Origin of the sequence: Psychrobacter sp. TAE2020 (assembly GCF_018919485.1) — a bacterium.
Classification (GTDB): domain Bacteria; phylum Pseudomonadota; class Gammaproteobacteria; order Pseudomonadales; family Moraxellaceae; genus Psychrobacter.
Genome location: NZ_JAHLMU010000001.1, coordinates 1,420,108 through 1,436,945, shown reverse-complemented (window position 1 = coordinate 1,436,945; position 16,838 = coordinate 1,420,108). Strand labels below are relative to the sequence as shown.

Below are 16,838 nucleotides of genomic sequence, written 5' to 3'. Positions count from 1 at the left end.
AAGCTGGCCTATTATTTTATGAGCTTTTGTAATAGCAATGGCAATACTAGCCCAGCCTTTTGCGCTAGAGTGATATCGACTAAGGTATTGGGGGTAGGGTTGGGGTTTATCTCGATGATTTTAGCACCGTTTTGCTTGGCCAATTGCGCAAGACCAGCGGCAGGGTAGACTAAGCTTGAAGTACCAATGCTAATAAAAACCTCACAGTTAGCAGCGGCTTGTTCTGCTATTCGCCATGACTCGGCTGGCAAGGACTCACCGAACCAAACAATATCAGGCCTAATATAACCACTACAATGACTACAAGTTAGTAGCTCGTTACTATACCTAATAGTAGCGTTAGGGCTTTTGGCTGTTTTAGTAGACTGCGATTGAGGGTTATAAGGGGCCGCGCATTGACTACAGCGATTGCGCCAAAGGTGCCCATGCAAATGAGTCACTGCAGTGCTGGATTGATAAGAGTGCTTGGCTGGTTGCTGACTAAGCGCTTGTTCATGCAAGTCATCTACATTTTGGGTAATCAAAGTCAGTTGCTGTGCTTGAGCTTGTTGCCACTGAGCAAGGGCTATGTGAGCAGGGTTTGGCACTTTATCTTGTACTAGCTGACGACGCCATTGATACCAAGACCAAACTAGCTGCGGATCTTTGGTGAATGCGCTAGGACTAGCCAAGTCTTCGGCACGATATTGCTCCCATAATCCAGTTTGCTTGTCACGGAAAGTTGGAATACCGCTTTCAGCTGAAATTCCAGCTCCTGTCAGTATACAGATACGAGAAGATTGAGCTAACAATTGAGTAGCTTGATGTAGTTGAACCGCTAGTTCTGCTAACATAGGATTACCTTAGCTAATAATGGATGCATAGTTATGATAGATGGAATTTGGTGGCTTGTCATATTATTAGCAGTTGTTGCGGCTTTATGGTTATTAGCAAAGTCACGTAGCAACGAGAAGCCTAATAATAAGAGTAAACCAAGCAATTTGGCCACGAGTGCGACTTTACCCAATAATGATGCTCTACAAAAAACTTTGAAATTAATTAAGCAGCACTTCCCTGATTATCGAGTAGCTCGTAAAGGCAGTCATTTATTGATCAGTAAGCAGGGGGTGAAGATCGCTATGATTACTATTGATAAAAAGATAGCTGTTGGTCAGCGTCGTTTAGGTGAGGTGCCAGTGATGAATTATCATCGAGTGCCTAACCGTACGCAAATCGCTATAAGTTTGCAGCATATGGACTGAATAGGTATGGATTAACTAGATAGTTAGATTAAAAAGTTATCTATAATCATCTCTGACAAAAACTACTGCAAATAGCGTAAAGCTCACTATTATCTTAATGCTAGTGCCTAAACTATAGTTTTTGTTAAAAACGTAGTTCTGCTACGGTCGATTTATTACTAGACTGCAACGACCCTTATGGGTTTTTGACGCCAGTCATCGCAAACTAGAAAGTCCGTATGTCGATTAACAGCGCTCTTGGGAGGAACTTTATCCTTACCACGGCAAAATCCTTCCAATCCATGCGGCTTTATTAACCTATTAATGGTACAGCGAGCAACGCATACCCCAGCAATTTTCATCTGTTACTAAGCCTATCAAGCTTTACAGAGCCCATAACGGCACTTGCTGTCCTGCCAGATAGGTCTCCCACTATGGTGCAGCGGATCAAAACACAAAAAGGGTGCTGACTCTAGATTTAGGGTAAGCCCCCTTTTTTTCTGCTATAAAACTTACTCACTACTTAGGTTTATCTATCAGGATATAAGCCAGTATATTTTTTAGAGTTTGTCCAATTATGATATTAATTCAAGCTAGTGAAAGACAGTATTAATAATAACTTAATTAAGTTTTCCATGATATTGCTCAGGTACTACGACTCAGAAGGTAGAAAGCTCTGATATTAGAGTCTTCGAGTCGTTAAGTTTTGTAATCTATTTCTAGTTGTCATAAACTCGATCAAGCCCTATAAGCGCGATTAGCAATATTCGGTAAAATCGATAAGCTTTGTAAATCAATAGTTTATTCTAAGCCCTTATAGGACGGCTAGTTGCATCAGCAAACCTCTAATATTTCCAATAAGATTCCTGCCTAGCTATAAGTGATTCTAAAGACTAATTAACCTTGTTGATCTACTATTAAACTGCGACAATAGAGAAACAAATGAACAAAAAGATAAACGAAAAGACGCATAAAGAACAAAAAATTTTATATTACTACAAACTTAAGGCTTTCCTGAATCATAACAAGGTGACCAAAAACACTCAGTAGCAGCTTGAGTTACTAATCTCCCTACCAAGACTCTCCGGATAGTTCAATCATCATTACTCTTATTTTCCTCAAGGAAGAAAGATGAATCTACAAGCGCTAAAACAGATGCTTATTTATAAAGTCATGGTGTTGGGGTTGTTATTAAAAATACCTGTATCAGCGTTGGCAGTAGATATTGCAGCCATTAAAAGCTCAGCAGAGCATGGAGACATATCCGCCCAGTTTAATCTGGGCTTAATGTATGATAGCGGCAAGGGGGTGCGTAGAAGCCCTACCATGGCAGCGAAGTGGTATAGAAAAGCGGCTAATCAAGGACATATCGATTCTCAATCTAATCTTGGGTTAATCTACGAATCAGGTAGAGGAACAGTAAGAAACTCTGTTGCAGCAGCGAAGTGGTATCGAAAGGCTGCTGATCAAGGCCATGCTGATTCTCAGTCTAGTCTTGGAGTAATGTATGATAATGGCAGAGGGGTTTTACAAGATTTCGTTACAGCAGCGAAGTGGTATAGAAAAGCTGCTGAGCAAGGCCATATCGATTCACAGTCTAGTCTCGGGTCTATGTACGATAATGGTAGAGGGGTTTTGCAGAATTCCGCTACAGCAGCGAAGTGGTATAAAAAAGCTGCTGAGCAAGGCCATGCTAACTCTCAGTCTAGCCTAGGTATAATGTACGATAATGGCAGAGGGGTTTTACAAAATTTTGTCACAGCAGCGAAATGGTATACAAAAGCTGCTGATCAGGGCCATGTCAATTCTCAGTCTACTCTTGGGATAATGTACGATAATGGTAGAGGGGTTTTACAAAATTTCGTTACAGCAGCGAAGTGGTATCAAAAAGCCGCTGACAAAGGGCATGCTAACTCCCAATATAATCTAGGATTAAGTTACGAGAAAGGCTTAGGGGTCGTTCAGGATCCGGCTACAGCAGCAAAATGGTATCGAAAAGCTGCTGATCAAGGACACTCCAACTCGCAGTATAATCTAGGATTAAGTTACGAGAAAGGTTTAGGCGTTCGCCATAGTTACGTTGAGGCCAAAGAATGGTTTGGTAAATCATGTGATAGTGGCAATCAGAATGGCTGTGATAAGTTTCAGATGTTAAATGGCTGAGTCTTTACAGGAGTAAGAGGTAATAATAAAGGGATAATGCGAAGAGTGGTGCGCTCGGCGGGAATCGAACCCACGACCCTCGGCTTCGGAGACCGATACTCTATCCAACTGAGCTACGAGCGCATTGTTAGGCTTGAAATTAAGACCGCCTAGTCTAACAAATAAAAGCTATAAAGCCAATCAACAAAGCTTGTTATCGATGTTTCTTTATAAAAAACACTATAGTCAGCAAACAGGCATGGCAATTTACCCCTCTTTTCCCTTATAATGATAGGGGAAATAACTATCAATGACCACCGATTACAAGTGTACTAGTAGAGTTGATATACGTTGAATAATATATTTAACTATTGCTAGCCATTTGTACAAGATATAAGAGAACGTGACGAATGAGAAAAGTAGTGATGTTATCGGCAGCTGCCATTCTAGGAATCGCTAGTATCGCGGTGAGCCAAGCTGAAGAAGTTGTAGACACTCCTGTAGCTATCTCTGCAGTAGCAGAAGATACGGCGACTGAAGCTCCTGCAGTAGCCGCTGAAGCTCCTGTAGCATTAGGTGATGAAGTTCAAGCTGCTGCGGATACTACTGGCGCAGCTGATGGTGCTGTTGCTGAAGATCCAGCGGCAGTTGCTGCTGCTCCTGCCATGGCTGCTGCGGTTGTTGATGAAGAGCCTATTCCTGAAGATACTCCACAAGTTCAGAAGCTTATTGCTCTTTATCCAAATCTAATTGCCCGTATTCAGCCTGTAGGTCAGGTTTGTTTTGAAGACGGCGAGATTTGTGATGTAACGGCACGTTCTTCTGGCCCCTCGGCTGGTGATGGCCCTCGCGACGGTGGCGCTGTTTATAATGCCGTCTGTCATACTTGCCATGCAGCAGGTTTGTTAGGCTCACCTAAGCTAGGTGATGCTGGTGCTTGGGGACCTCGTATAGCGCAAGGTAAAGAGACGCTATACACTCATGCAATAAATGGTTATAACGCTATGCCTGCCAAAGGCGGGGCTGATATCCCTGATGAAGAAGTACAAAACGCTGTTGATTATATGGTTGGTGAAGCCAGCTAACGGCTAGCAATATTATTGAGTTTATAGGGCACCTACTTTATTAGCTAAAGTCGGTGCTTTTTTATTTTTGGCATTTACTTCAATATATTGCTCGAACCTATTGTTTAGTGACTTTAAATAGTCGATAAGTTACTCTTATCTCATCGTTATAGGCGTAGGCAGTTGAAATCGATTATAACTAGCCTCACATTAAGGCCTTAGATACTTTTTTAATCATTCTTAAATATATAACAAAGAGGCCTTCATGTCTGAAGTACCTGCACTTGCTATCGAGCATTTATCCAAAACTTATGATAATGGCTTTTCAGCGTTGAAAGACGTGAGCTTAGTCGTCCCTCAAGGTGGTTTTTTCGCCTTATTAGGACCTAACGGTGCTGGTAAGTCAACGATGATTGGTATCATCAGCTCGCTGTTTAAGCCGACTGCCGGTAGCGTGAAGATATTCGGTATTGACTTGCTAGAGAACCCTTCCATTGCCAAGCAGTATCTAGGTATAGTACCGCAAGAGTTCAATTTCAACATGTTCGAAAAAGTAGAAGATATCATCATCACCCAAGCGGGTTATTTTGGCATCCCTGCTAAAGAAGCTAAGCCACGTGCTGAGCGTCTGCTTAAAGCTTTAGGACTATGGGATAAGCGCGACAGTAAGTCCCGCGAGCTATCTGGCGGTATGAAACGACGCTTGATGATTGCCCGAGCGCTGATTCACAAACCTAAGCTGTTGATTCTTGATGAGCCCACGGCTGGGGTAGATATCGAGCTACGCCGTTCAATGTGGGAGTTTATGCAACAGATCAACGTCGAAGAGAACACCACTATCATTCTGACTACTCACTATTTAGAGGAAGCTGAACAGCTGTGCAAGCGCATCGCTATTTTAGATCATGGTGAAATCCGTATTAATACTGAAATGAAAGATTTGCTTGGCCAGTTATCGGTTGAGACTTTTGTATTAGACTTAGAGCAGCCCCTTAATCAGCCGCTAGTGATCGACAAAGTCACGGCAATTACCCAGCCTGATGAGCTGACAGTAGAAGTTACCTTAAGTAAAGGCGAGAGTCTTAACTGTGTATTTGAGCAATTGACTGACCTAAATATTGCAGTGGCCAGTATGCGTAATAAATCAAACCGCTTAGAAGAGCTATTTATGCGTTTAGTAGATAAGAATATTCAAAGCGCTGACAGTATGAAGGAGGCAGGGTTATGAGTAAGGAGATAAGAATAGATCCTAACGAAACTGTGTCATGGAACAAGAAGTGGATAGCTTTTAATACTATATTTATGAAAGAGATTCGCCGAATATTACGTATTTGGCCGCAGACATTACTACCGCCAGTGATCACTATGGCGCTATATTTTGTGATTTTTGGGACGATGATAGGCGATAGAGTTGGCGAAATGGGCGGTGTGCCTTATATGCAGTTCATCGTCCCAGGCTTGATTATGATGGCGGTAATTACCAACAGCTACTCGAACGTAGTATCGAGCTTTTTTAGCGCTAAGTTTACCGCTAGTATCGAGGAGATATTAGTCTCTCCAGTCTCTAAGCATGCAATCTTGATGGGCTACGTTAGCGGTGGTGTTTTCCGCGGTCTGACTATTGCCATCATTGTTTCAATCGTGGCGCTGTTCTTCACTGAATTGGGGGTAGAGCATTTATTCATCACTATATTTACGGTGCTTGGTACTTCTATCTTGTTCTCGTTAGGCGGTTTTATTAACGCTGTATATGCTCGTTCTTTTGATGATATCTCTATTATTCCAAGCTTTGTATTAACGCCTCTAACCTTTTTGGGTGGGGTGTTTTACTCAATGGAAGACTTATCCAGCTTTTGGCAAAATATCTCTTTATTAAACCCAATTGTCTATATGGTTAACGCTTTTCGTTATGGTATTTTAGGCTATTCTGATGTCAACGTTTGGTCCTCAATGGCGGCTATTTTTGCCTTCTGCGTAATATTCTATATTATCTGCTATCGCTTACTTAGTAATGGTTCACGCATTCGCTTGTAGATGGATTGCTGACAGCTAGAGTAGAGCTCTATAAAAAGTCCAACGTGGTTGGGCTTTTTTTATGCTCGCTATAGAGGGACATTTTTTCATTATTTCTAATAGTAAATAACTGGTATCTAATTCTATGAGAGTTTATTGTCGATGATTTGATTTTTGCTAGCTGATCCCGCCGTCCGCTATTATCTTGCCAGTCTGTTAGGGCATCGGCTAATGGCTGAGCAGCTTCCTGCTGCCGCGAGACTCTGCCCAGCCAAGCCGTCGCAACCTAGCAATCGGACAAGGATAACCGCTACAGTCGAGGCTAAAAAGCGCCAAGTAATTCAAGAGTAGCGATGTAAGGTTAGGGATCGCAAGCTGCGTTCAACTATAGAGTTATAGACACTCTAAGTTAATGTCTTGTAGGGTGGGTTACGCTTGGATAAAGTCACTCTATGCCTATAACATTCACCGCTAAAAAATGGTGTGTGGGGCGTCACCTTACTTATTCTACCAAATTATGGTTATGACATAGCAAGCAAAGCTGTTGGGGGTCGCAAGCTCTGCCCAACCTACTAATGAGCCATCGATCATAATTTATGCGAGGCAAGTTGGTGCTAAGGTAACAGAACCCATAGATTAGTCTCACTCGCTGATGTTTGGGGAAGCAAGCTCTGCTCAGCCTACGTGTTTAACATCGTGACATAATTATTGTAAGGTAGCTTGGTTTTAAAATGCGAGATTCAGTAATGGTTTTTCAACACGTCCTATATTAAGGTAAAATAGTTCTCTTTTTATACATGACTATTCTTTTTTAAAGTTATGGCGAATTTCAAAGGTAATTTATGAGTATTCACGGTATTTTAGGTGAGCAAACTACTGACTATCCAACTCAGTACAGCCCAGAGACGCTATATCCGATTGCTCGTAGCAGGGGCCGTGATGTTATCGGCTGGCAACAGGACAAGCTGCAAGTGGGTCTGGACTGGTGGCATGCTTTTGAGATGTCATGGCTTAATCTGCAAGGTATCTCGCAAGTAGCAATGGCTCGTTTTAGTATTCCAGCGACTTCAGCCTATATCGTTGAGTCCAAATCGTTAAAGCTGTACTTAAATAGCATTAACTTTACTGAGTTCACCAACTGGCAACAAGTACAAACCCTGCTTGCCAGAGACCTATCAGCTTGCGTCCAAGCACAGGTAAGCGTCGAGTTAATAGCGTTAGATGATATGCACTCGAGGCTACTAATCATTGAGCCAGAAGGGGTTAGTATCGATGATGCCTTAGCAGAGTGTACAGACAAGGTAACGTTAACCCTGCATCCTGACGCTTCTCTATTAAAGGGTGTGTCAGACAATAATGCTAATAAACAACAGCAAGCGCAGCAGAGCGTTAGTTTTTACTCCAACCTGTTACGTAGTAATTGTCCAGTGACCAATCAGCCAGATTGGGGCACCTTAGCCGTTACGATGACCAGCATCAGCACAATTGTTCATGCCGATATGTTGCGTTACGTATTAAGCTTTCGTCAGCATAATGGCTTTCACGAGCAATGTGTAGAGCAGATATTTGCTGATTTAAGTCAGCATTTTCAACCGAGTGAATTAATGGTAAGAGCTTGGTATACACGCCGCGGCGGTATCGATATTAATCCTTGCCGAGTTAGTGATTTAAGTTTATTACCTAAGCCGAGTCGTCTAATCCGTCAATAAGGCTATTGATGAGGGGCCGTCTATAAATAAACTAGTCTGTGAATAAAGCAGCTTAATAGCCAATGTAGACTATAAAGAATCCAGACTATAACCAAAAAAGGGCCTATTTTATTTAATAAGATAGGCCCTTTTTATACTGATTATCATTATGCTAAGCTATATTTAATACTAAGTTAGTAAATAATAAGCTACTTAGCATTAATTTTTGCTAATACTTCATCACGGCTAAGCATCAGCTTTTCACCATCACGGCGATTGACGTACTCATACTTGTCTTCAGCAAGGTTACGATCTGAGACGACGATACGATGTGGAATACCGATCAATTCCAAATCAGCAAACTTAACGCCTGGACGCTCATTACGATCATCGAGCAATACATTCATACCAGCCGCTTTTAGCTCTTCATATAGAGCAGTAGCGGTTTGCATCACCGTATCTTCTTTAGATTTCATCGGTACGATAGCTACTTCAAAAGGCGCTAGCGAATCATCAACGTTAGGAGTTACTGGCCACATGATACCATTTTCATCATGATTCTGTTCGATAGCAGCGGCAATAATGCGGCTAACACCAATACCATAACAGCCCATCATCAAGATAACTGGCTTGCCATCTTCACCCGAGACGCTACAGTTCATCGCTTGTGAGTACTTATCACCCAACTGGAAGATATGACCAACCTCGATACCACGTTTGATCTGTAAAGTACCTTTACCATCAGGAGAAGGATCGCCTTCATTGACATTGCGAATATCGACGATACGGGTAATATTAGCGTCGCGAGCCCAGTTCATTCCAGTAGTATGTTTATTAACTTTATTAGCACCGGAAACAAAGTCGGAGAGCGCTGCTGCTGCACGATCAACGAATACTGGAATATCTAGCTCAACGCCAATATACCCTTTATGTAGGCCAGCTGCTTTTAACTCTTCTTCAGAAGCCATAGTTAAAGGCATATCAGCTTCTTCTATTTTTTCCGCTTTAATAGTGTTGAGCTTATGATCACCACGTAATACTAAAGCGATAAGCTGGGCCTCGCCTTCCATAGTATGTCCATGGACGATGAGGGTCTTGACAGTAGTTGCCAATGGAATATCTAGATGTTCAGCGACTGATTCACAAGTAGGCATATTCTCAGTGAGTACATCTGCACGTTCTGCAGTAGGCGCTTGACGCTCAGCAGTACTGATTGACTCAGCAAGTTCGACGTTAGCCGCATAATCAGAGGCATCGGAGAAGGCGATATCATCTTCACCGCTATCAGCCAGCACATGGAACTCGTGTGAGGCAAAGCCACCAATCGAGCCAGTATCGGCTTGTACAGCACGGAAGTCTAAACCCAGACGGGTAAAGATACGCACATAAGCTTCGAACATTTCTTGATAAGTCTTGGCTAATGAAGCTTGATCGACATGGAAAGAATAGGCATCTTTCATAGTGAATTCACGAGCGCGCATTATGCCAAAGCGAGGACGAATTTCATCACGGAACTTATTCTGAATTTGGAAAAAGGTAATAGGCAGTTGCTTATAACTACGTAGTTCACCTTGTGCCAAGTTAGTAATAACTTCTTCGTGAGTAGGCCCCAATACGAAGTCGCGATTGTGACGATCCTTAAAGCGTAACAGCTCAGGACCGTAATCATCGAAGCGGCCAGTGGTTTGCCAGAGCTCAGCAGGCTGAGTCATGGGCATTAGCACTTCTTGCGCACCGACATTCTGCATCTCTTCACGAACAATACGCTCGACTTTTTGCAGGACTCGCAAACCTAGCGGCAACCATATATATAACCCAGAAGCGATTTTGCGGATAAGACCGGCACGAACCATTAGTTGGCTTGAGGCGATATCGGCATCACTCGGAGTCTCTTTTAGCGTAGCGAACAAAAACTGACTGGCTTTCATAAATAAAGCGTAACCTTATCAACGATCAAACAATAAATAAATAAGGCACTGGGAGTTCGATTAATAGCTTAATCTCACCTTCGACTTGCCTTCTTAGTGGGGGATATCTAACGGTTAGGGTGTCCATAGCTATACTTATAATAAGTACTTATCAAGGCAGTAGCTTGATAGTTAATTGCGCTTATACAGCATAGAGACAATCTAGCATAGACAGCTATGGACTATGGTAGGTAAAGTTCGCCTAAGACGCAATGACTTTTTATCTTTTCAACTATAACTAAGCTTAAACCGATAAATTATGCTACTAATAAACATCTATGGGCTAATTTTTATAGCAAGATAGCAGAATGGGCCTTACTATAGCTACCTGACTATAGTTACCTGCTCTCCCAGCAATTGTGTAGAGATATAGTAGCGGTTACTTGAACTGACGGCTAGCAAGCAGCATTTATAGCAAAGTATCTAACGCTTGTAGCGCTTTTATCTATTATTAATAACTTTTATAAGGTAGCTGATATGACCGCGTCTGACCATAAACCTGTCAATGGCGATAGTGCGCTTAGTAAGCAGCCTAAATCAAAACCAGCCATTGCAAAAATGTCTTGGTTATTGCTGATTGTTGGTTTGGCAGCTTTAGTAGCGGCTATTTATATTTCTCAAAGCAGTCAAGATGAGCCGGAAATCAATACTATCACTCGCGAAGGGGTAGTGACTCGGATTCAGCAGCTCAATCGTTTACAGACGGTGGCTTTTAACGTAGATACTATCATTACTAGCGAACGCACGGGCAGTTGGATGAAGTTGTGGCAAGATGAGCAAAAGGCTTTATTTATCGCTAAAGGTCGTGTGCAAGCGGGTATCGATTTAAGTGCTTTGACTCCTGAGATGGTACAAGTAGTGCAGCCTGCTGAACCGCTCAATGTAGAGGATAAGGGCGCACAGTCTATCGATGCTAATAACCCTATCTCTACTATGCCGCAGATCATTATCACTATACCGCCCTCAGAGATATTTGCGGTGTATTTGGACGATATAGAGATTTATGATTGGCAAACTGGGGTATTCGGCATGATGCAAGTAGACCCTACTATTTTGGCGCAAGCACAGAGCATGGCCAAAAAAGAAGTACTAGAGCGCGCTTGTCGCGGCGATGTTATGACTATCGCTCTTGAAAACGCTCAAACTCAGTTGCAGCAGCTGTTTTCTTTAACAGGGGCGACCGTTAAGGTCAACACGCAAGGCGCTGGCGCTTGTCAGATGCCAATGAGTAACGCCACAGCGTCTTAGAGTACGCTTATCTATATCTGTTAATCTACCGCAGTTTATTTTCAGGTTGCTGATTTAGCATAATCATGTTTGCTAGTTTGTTATTGAAAGCGGTCTACTAAAGGCTGCTTTTTAACGGCCCGTTTTTAGTAGCTGTTTTTTAACAGTTATTTCTTGAATTCAGCAATAGCGGCTAGTCGAGCTTGTTTATGTTCCACTATCGGTACAGGATAGGCAGTATTAACAAACTTACCACCGCTACTAAAAGCTTTACGCATCTTATCTTCGCTATGTAAGATGCTGGCAGGAACCGCTTTTAGCTCAGGCAGCCAAGTCTTAATAAAGATAGCATCAGGGTCATGGCTCTTAGCTTGGCTGAAGGGATTCATAATGCGGAAGTAGGGCGAAGAGTCGGTGCCAGTTGAAGCACTCCACTGCCAGCCGCCGTTGTTAGAAGCAAAGTCGCCATCTATCAGTTGCTGCATAAAGTAACGCTCGCCCCACCGCCAATCAATCAACAAATCCTTAGTCAAAAACATCGCGGTCACCATGCGCAAACGATTGTGCATAAAGCCTGTCGCATTGAGACAGCGCATCGCTGCATCTACTAATGGCACCCCGGTGTTACCGGCACACCAAGCGGCAAAGTCTTGCTTATCATAAGACCAGTCAACCTTTTTATCAGTAGCATTTTTATAAGCTTGATGCCGAATCAGTTCAGGCTTCTCTACTAGCACATGACGATAGAAGTCACGCCATGCCAGTTCACTAATCCAGCGATTGATATCTTCACTGTCACTATCATTAACCTCCAACTGTTGTTGCGCTCTTGCCACTTGCATATAGCACTCTCTAGCACTAATGGCTCCGATAGTCAGGTAGGCAGACATATGGCTAGTGGCCTGCAAGCTTGGGACATCGCGGCTGACATTGTAATTGTCAATATCGTCAGCTATAAACTGCGCTAGTTGTGCCTTAGCCGCTGCCTCTCCAGCAGGATAGTCGGCACGTGACTGCTTAAGTTGCGCCGTGCTATCACTGTACCCTTTAAGCTCTTTGTTGTTAAGCTGAGCTTGTTGGTAGTCATTAACCAGCTGATCGCCTAATGAGCTTATCTCGCTACTATTACCTTCAGTGTTATGAGCGCTAGCAGAAACTGATTTTAGCGCTGTTGGTTCCGTGCTGGTTTTATTACTAGCCAGCTGTTGAGCTTCATGACTATGCATTTGACTGGCTTCTACGGTATCACGCCATTTTCTGTAAAAAGGGGTAAACACTTTGTACATACTATCACCGTCGTTAGTAGTGATACTAAGGGGCGGTAAAACACACTGGTCATGCCAGCGTATAAACTCAATATTATGGTTTGCTAATTGCTCTGTTAGCTGTCGATCACGATCGATTTCATTACCTTCGTATTCGTGATTGGCCATGATACAACTGACATTTTGACTAACGCATAGCTCATTAATAGCCTCTATACAAGCCGCGAAGTCTGAGCAAACATGGACGCTTAGAGTAATATTTAATTGCTTATGCAAGTCTTCAGCAAGGATCGGCAGTGTGCGTGCAATATGATCGACTTGCGCTAATGAGTTATTGTGTTCAAGCCACTGTTCAGGAGTATAAAAATATACGGCGGAAACTTTTATTTTTTCAGCATTTACACCGTCATTAGAATGCTCAGTAACTGCCCGTTCGCAGAGGGCTGTTAAAGCGGTATTGTCATGAAGGCGCAAATCACGGCGAAACCACATCAAATAGTGGGGTGAGGGTAGGTTACTATTATCAGCTTGTTGGTTAACTTGGTTAGTACTATCATCAATTACTGCTGTCTTTGTGGACATTGAGAAATCCTTATTTTAATCATAAACAAAACTATGAATAAAAGTATGCTAGGATAAGTTTTTGTATGCAATTCATTTGCTATCTAAATAACAAATTATCATCATTTATTACCAGCATTTTTTATGATTCATTTGGTATTCTATCCCTAATCAATGTTTGCTGTTCGTAAGGTTATACGATGCACGTAAAATTCTGTGGTTTCACCCAAATCGACGATATAAATACTGCTGCCCTATTAGGGGTAGATGCGGTAGGTTTAGTGTTTTATCCGCCAAGTCCCCGGGCCGTCAGTTGGGCGCAAGCGCAAACTTTAAGTGCGGCGCTGCCAGCATTTGTCAGTGTAGTAGCTTTAGTAGTCAATATGGCTGAAGCTGAGCTAATTGAATTGGCTAAAAAAGTGGCCTTTGATATCATTCAATTTCATGGTGACGAAAGCCCTGAGCAGTGCCAACAGCTCGCTGGCTTAGTCAATAAACGCTGGATAAAAGCTTTGCGTATAGACACTCAACGACATACCCTAGCTAGCGTTAGTGCTAGGATTGAACAGTTTGCAGCAGCAGGTGCTAGTAGTATATTACTCGATGCTTATCATCAGCATAAGTACGGTGGTACTGGCGCTCGCTTCGATTGGAGTTTAATACCGACTGATAGTGTGCTACCAATTATTCTAGCTGGTGGCCTCGATGACCAAAATGTCGCTGCTACTCTAGATTTACCTATCTACGGCGTCGATGTAAGTGGCGGTATAGAGAGCGCTAAAGGTATAAAAGACAATGCTAAAATGCGTAGCTTTATGAAAGCCATTAAAAACGATCGATGGCAAAGCGCAGCGCACAGTGCAGCAGTAGCCAACTAAAGCTTAAGTAAGTAGAGTTAAATACTTAGTTTTTTATCCCTAGTTTTTAGTGGCTAGTGGTTAATACTTAGCTTTTCATACTTATTGTTCAATGCCAAGTTTTGAATACCTAGTCTTGAATACCAAGTTTTCAACGCTTAGTTTTTAATGATTAGTCATGGTTTATTTGCTTGCTAAGGTTCTAGGCCAAGTCCTTGAACCTTCTAATCCCTCATTTTTATCACCACTTTTCAAAATTAATTCTTCACCACTCATTTAAGTCATTAACTTTTTGAGTTATTACTATAAAAAACCCCTTATCGTAGGAATTATTATGAGTTCTGTAGCAAACCAAACCCCCATTACTAAGTCTTCTTCTACCCCAGAAGCGGTTAATAGTTTTAGCAATCCAGAAAACGTGCAAGACTTTAATCAGTATCCTGATGCCCGTGGACATTTTGGCGTACATGGCGGACGTTTTGTCTCTGAGACCCTTATGGCTGCTCTAGAAGAGTTAGAAGCGCTATATAATAAAGTCAAAGCCGATCCAGCATTTTGGAAAGAGTACCATGATGATTTAGTCAATTATGTCGGTCGCCCAACCCCGCTTTATCATGCCAAACGCTTGAGCGATGAGATTGGTGGGGCACAGATTTATTTTAAACGTGAAGATCTCAATCACACTGGCGCGCATAAAGTGAATAACGCTATCGGTCAGGCCTTATTAGCTAAGATGTGCGGCAAAAAACGTATTATCGCTGAGACTGGTGCTGGACAGCACGGTGTTGCCACAGCTACGATTGCCGCACGTTTAGGACTAGAGTGTGTAGTCTACATGGGTGCTGACGATGTCGAACGCCAGAAGATGAATGTCTACCGCATGCGTCTGCTGGGTACTACTGTAGTGCCCGTTACTTCTGGTTCACGCACTTTAAAAGATGCTTTGAACGAAGCAATGCGTGATTGGGTAACTAACGTTGATACTACTTATTATATTATTGGCACCGTCGCCGGTCCGCATCCTTATCCGTTATTAGTGCGTGACTTTCAGGCGATTATTGGTAAAGAAACACGCGTACAGCATTTAGAAAAAACAGGAAAACTACCAGATGCGCTAGTAGCTTGTGTAGGTGGTGGCTCTAACGCCATCGGCCTGTTCTTCGATTTTTTAAACGATACTGATGTAAAAATGTATGGCGTTGAAGCCACTGGTGATGGTATCGAAACGGGCCGTCATTCTGCCCCACTAGCCGCCGGTCGTATCGGGGTATTACATGGCAACCGTACTTACCTAATGGCCGATGATGATGGACAAATCCAAGAAACACACTCTATCTCAGCTGGCCTTGATTACCCTGGTGTTGGTCCTGAGCATAGCTTCCTAAAAGACATGAAGCGTGTTGAATACGTAGGCTGTACGGATAAAGAAGCTTTAGAAGGCTTCCATGAAGTCACTCGTAAAGAAGGCATCATCCCGGCCCTTGAAACAGCTCACGCGCTTGCTTATGCCCTCAAGCTTGCTAAGACTATGACCCCTGATCAAACCATCGTGGTTAATATGTCTGGTCGTGGTGACAAAGATTTGCATTCTGTCATGAAGGCAGAAGGGCTTGAGTTTTAATAGCTTCTATTGTTGAAATTATTATTGAGCTATATTTTATAAGGCCTTTTATGAATTAGTAGAGGGTAAATATTATTTTGGCAAAGATTAACAGTTGGCAGCAGCGAACCAGTGTCTTAGATTAATCTGGTTATAAAAGCTGCCACAACTAACTTCGATAGCTATTTTGCATAAATTTATGATCGCACAAGGACGTCTATTGGGTGATTAAATAATAAAAAATTAAATTTAAACTAAATTTTAGAGAATCCTATGACTCGTATTGAAAGTACCTTTGAGACTTTAAAAGCTCAAAATAAAAAAGCTTTAATTCCTTACGTAATGGCCGGTGATCCTAACCCTACTACTACTGTAGGCTTACTGCATGACTTAGTGAAACATGGCGCAGATATGATTGAGCTTGGCTTACCATTCTCAGATCCTATGGCTGATGGCCCAACAGTATCTTTAGCAGGTGAGCGAGCTTTAGCCGCTGGTACTAGTACTCGTGATGCGCTAAAGATGGTGGCAAAGTTCCGTGAGCAAGACAGCCAAACGCCGATTATTTTGATGGGTTATCTCAACCCAGTAGAGATCATTGGTTATGATAATTTTGTGGCGCTATGTGAGCAGTCAGGGGTCGATGGTATCTTAATGGTCGACTTGCCACCAGCAGAAGCCGGCAGCTTTACTCAGCATCTAACCGATAATTCGATGAATGAGATTTTTTTATTGTCACCTACTACGGTAGCTGAGCGTCGCCAGCAAGTATTGACTCATTGTGGTGGCTACATCTATTACGTATCACTAAAAGGTGTCACTGGTTCAGCGACCTTAGACACTGATGATGTGGCGAAGCAAGTACAAGCTATTAAAGCAGAAACTGATTTACCGGTGTGCGTAGGTTTTGGTATTCGTGATGGTGCCTCTGCTAAAGCGATTGGCGAACATGCTGACGGTATTATTGTGGGTAGTGCCTTAGTACAGAATTTTGCTGGTATAGACGCTAATGATGCTGATGCTGTTGCTAGTGCTCAGCAAAATATTATGATAAAAATGGACGAGCTACGCAGTGCGTTAGATAGCTTACAGCAAGCTTAAATAAAGATTAGATATTGTATGGTCTGTTGGTTTTTATAATATTAGTGATGACAGAGTCGAATGACTTTGCTAAATTTAGTTTACGTGTGTAAACTAATGTGACGTATGAATTGTTACAATTATGGTAGGCGTG

The 16,838-nt window shown here is 42.5% G+C and carries 13 protein-coding genes and 1 tRNA gene; 10 read left to right on the top strand and 4 right to left on the bottom strand.

The window, feature by feature from the left end:
- Nucleotides 1-11: 11 nt before the first annotated feature.
- Nucleotides 12-833: an SIR2 family NAD-dependent protein deacylase gene (locus tag KPY62_RS05825; RefSeq protein ID WP_216581187.1), complete on the bottom strand. Its 822-nt coding sequence runs from the start codon at nt 831-833 to the stop codon at nt 12-14.
- Nucleotides 834-866: 33 nt separating this feature from the next.
- Here KPY62_RS05825 and KPY62_RS05820 point away from each other — a divergent pair, with 33 nt between their 5' ends.
- Both KPY62_RS05820 and KPY62_RS05815 read left to right on the top strand, forming a co-directional pair.
- Nucleotides 867-1,241 carry a hypothetical protein gene (locus KPY62_RS05820; protein ID WP_201622980.1) on the top strand — a complete coding sequence of 125 codons (375 nt, stop codon included), beginning with the start codon at nt 867-869 and terminating at the stop codon, nt 1,239-1,241.
- A gap of 1,110 nt (nt 1,242-2,351) precedes the next feature.
- A complete protein-coding gene (locus KPY62_RS05815; RefSeq protein WP_216581186.1) occupies nt 2,352-3,383 on the top strand; it encodes an SEL1-like repeat protein in 1,032 nt (343 codons plus the stop codon).
- Nucleotides 3,384-3,429: 46 nt separating this feature from the next.
- Here KPY62_RS05815 and KPY62_RS05810 read toward each other — a convergent pair.
- Nucleotides 3,430-3,506, bottom strand: a tRNA-Arg gene (locus KPY62_RS05810).
- Nucleotides 3,507-3,772: 266 nt separating this feature from the next.
- On the opposite strand from KPY62_RS05810, the gene KPY62_RS05805 reads away from it, so the two are divergent.
- The 4 genes from KPY62_RS05805 (at nt 3,773) to queF (ending at nt 8,148) form a co-directional block, all read left to right on the top strand.
- Nucleotides 3,773-4,447, top strand: a complete 675-nt coding sequence (locus KPY62_RS05805) for a c-type cytochrome (RefSeq protein WP_216581185.1) — start codon at nt 3,773-3,775, stop codon at nt 4,445-4,447.
- Between the two features lie 244 nt (nt 4,448-4,691).
- Nucleotides 4,692-5,654: an ABC transporter ATP-binding protein gene (locus KPY62_RS05800; protein WP_216581184.1), complete on the top strand. Its 963-nt coding sequence runs from the start codon at nt 4,692-4,694 to the stop codon at nt 5,652-5,654.
- Nucleotides 5,651-6,460 (top strand): ABC transporter permease, encoded by an 810-nt coding sequence (locus tag KPY62_RS05795; RefSeq protein WP_216581183.1) that lies wholly within the window; start codon nt 5,651-5,653, stop codon nt 6,458-6,460. Before KPY62_RS05800 ends, KPY62_RS05795 begins: the two co-directional genes overlap by 4 nt.
- 821 nt (nt 6,461-7,281) lie before the next feature.
- On the top strand, nt 7,282-8,148 hold the full coding sequence (queF, locus tag KPY62_RS05790) for an NADPH-dependent 7-cyano-7-deazaguanine reductase QueF (protein WP_216581182.1): 867 nt from the start codon (nt 7,282-7,284) through the stop codon (nt 8,146-8,148).
- 188 nt (nt 8,149-8,336) lie between these two features.
- Here the strand turns inward: queF and KPY62_RS05785 are convergent, their stop codons facing one another.
- Nucleotides 8,337-10,055, bottom strand: a complete 1,719-nt coding sequence (locus tag KPY62_RS05785; protein WP_216581181.1) for a proline--tRNA ligase — start codon at nt 10,053-10,055, stop codon at nt 8,337-8,339.
- Nucleotides 10,056-10,571: 516 nt separating this feature from the next.
- Between KPY62_RS05785 and KPY62_RS05780 the strand changes: the two genes are divergently transcribed.
- Complete coding sequence (locus KPY62_RS05780; RefSeq protein WP_216581180.1) at nt 10,572-11,342, top strand: DUF4230 domain-containing protein; 771 nt, start codon at nt 10,572-10,574, stop codon at nt 11,340-11,342.
- 146 nt (nt 11,343-11,488) lie between these two features.
- On the opposite strand, the gene KPY62_RS05775 is transcribed toward KPY62_RS05780, so the two are convergent.
- Entirely contained in the window at nt 11,489-13,168 is a 1,680-nt protein-coding gene (locus tag KPY62_RS05775) for a cryptochrome/photolyase family protein (protein WP_216581179.1), read from the bottom strand.
- A 179-nt stretch (nt 13,169-13,347) separates the two neighbouring features.
- Here KPY62_RS05775 and KPY62_RS05770 point away from each other — a divergent pair, with 179 nt between their 5' ends.
- The 3 genes from KPY62_RS05770 (at nt 13,348) to trpA (ending at nt 16,705) form a co-directional block, all read left to right on the top strand.
- On the top strand, nt 13,348-14,025 hold the full coding sequence (locus KPY62_RS05770; protein WP_216581178.1) for a phosphoribosylanthranilate isomerase: 678 nt from the start codon (nt 13,348-13,350) through the stop codon (nt 14,023-14,025).
- A gap of 313 nt (nt 14,026-14,338) precedes the next feature.
- Entirely contained in the window at nt 14,339-15,625 is a 1,287-nt protein-coding gene (trpB, locus tag KPY62_RS05765) for a tryptophan synthase subunit beta (RefSeq protein ID WP_228730583.1), read from the top strand.
- 252 nt (nt 15,626-15,877) lie between these two features.
- Nucleotides 15,878-16,705, top strand: a complete 828-nt coding sequence (gene trpA, locus KPY62_RS05760; RefSeq protein WP_216581177.1) for a tryptophan synthase subunit alpha — start codon at nt 15,878-15,880, stop codon at nt 16,703-16,705.
- Nucleotides 16,706-16,838 lie beyond the last annotated feature (133 nt).

Excerpts from the sequence above, each read along its gene's own strand:
- KPY62_RS05825 (WP_216581187.1), bottom strand. The coding sequence starts at position 833 with ATGTTAGCAGAACTAGCGGTTCAACTACATCAAGCTACTCAATTGTTA.
- KPY62_RS05820 (WP_201622980.1), top strand. The coding sequence starts at position 867 with ATGATAGATGGAATTTGGTGGCTTGTCATATTATTAGCAGTTGTTGCG.
- KPY62_RS05815 (WP_216581186.1), top strand. The coding sequence starts at position 2,352 with ATGAATCTACAAGCGCTAAAACAGATGCTTATTTATAAAGTCATGGTG.
- KPY62_RS05805 (WP_216581185.1), top strand. The coding sequence starts at position 3,773 with ATGAGAAAAGTAGTGATGTTATCGGCAGCTGCCATTCTAGGAATCGCT.
- KPY62_RS05800 (WP_216581184.1), top strand. The coding sequence starts at position 4,692 with ATGTCTGAAGTACCTGCACTTGCTATCGAGCATTTATCCAAAACTTAT.
- KPY62_RS05795 (WP_216581183.1), top strand. The coding sequence starts at position 5,651 with ATGAGTAAGGAGATAAGAATAGATCCTAACGAAACTGTGTCATGGAAC.
- queF (WP_216581182.1), top strand. The coding sequence starts at position 7,282 with ATGAGTATTCACGGTATTTTAGGTGAGCAAACTACTGACTATCCAACT.
- KPY62_RS05785 (WP_216581181.1), bottom strand. The coding sequence starts at position 10,055 with ATGAAAGCCAGTCAGTTTTTGTTCGCTACGCTAAAAGAGACTCCGAGT.
- KPY62_RS05780 (WP_216581180.1), top strand. The coding sequence starts at position 10,572 with ATGACCGCGTCTGACCATAAACCTGTCAATGGCGATAGTGCGCTTAGT.
- KPY62_RS05775 (WP_216581179.1), bottom strand. The coding sequence starts at position 13,168 with ATGTCCACAAAGACAGCAGTAATTGATGATAGTACTAACCAAGTTAAC.
- KPY62_RS05770 (WP_216581178.1), top strand. The coding sequence starts at position 13,348 with ATGCACGTAAAATTCTGTGGTTTCACCCAAATCGACGATATAAATACT.
- trpB (WP_228730583.1), top strand. The coding sequence starts at position 14,339 with ATGAGTTCTGTAGCAAACCAAACCCCCATTACTAAGTCTTCTTCTACC.
- trpA (WP_216581177.1), top strand. The coding sequence starts at position 15,878 with ATGACTCGTATTGAAAGTACCTTTGAGACTTTAAAAGCTCAAAATAAA.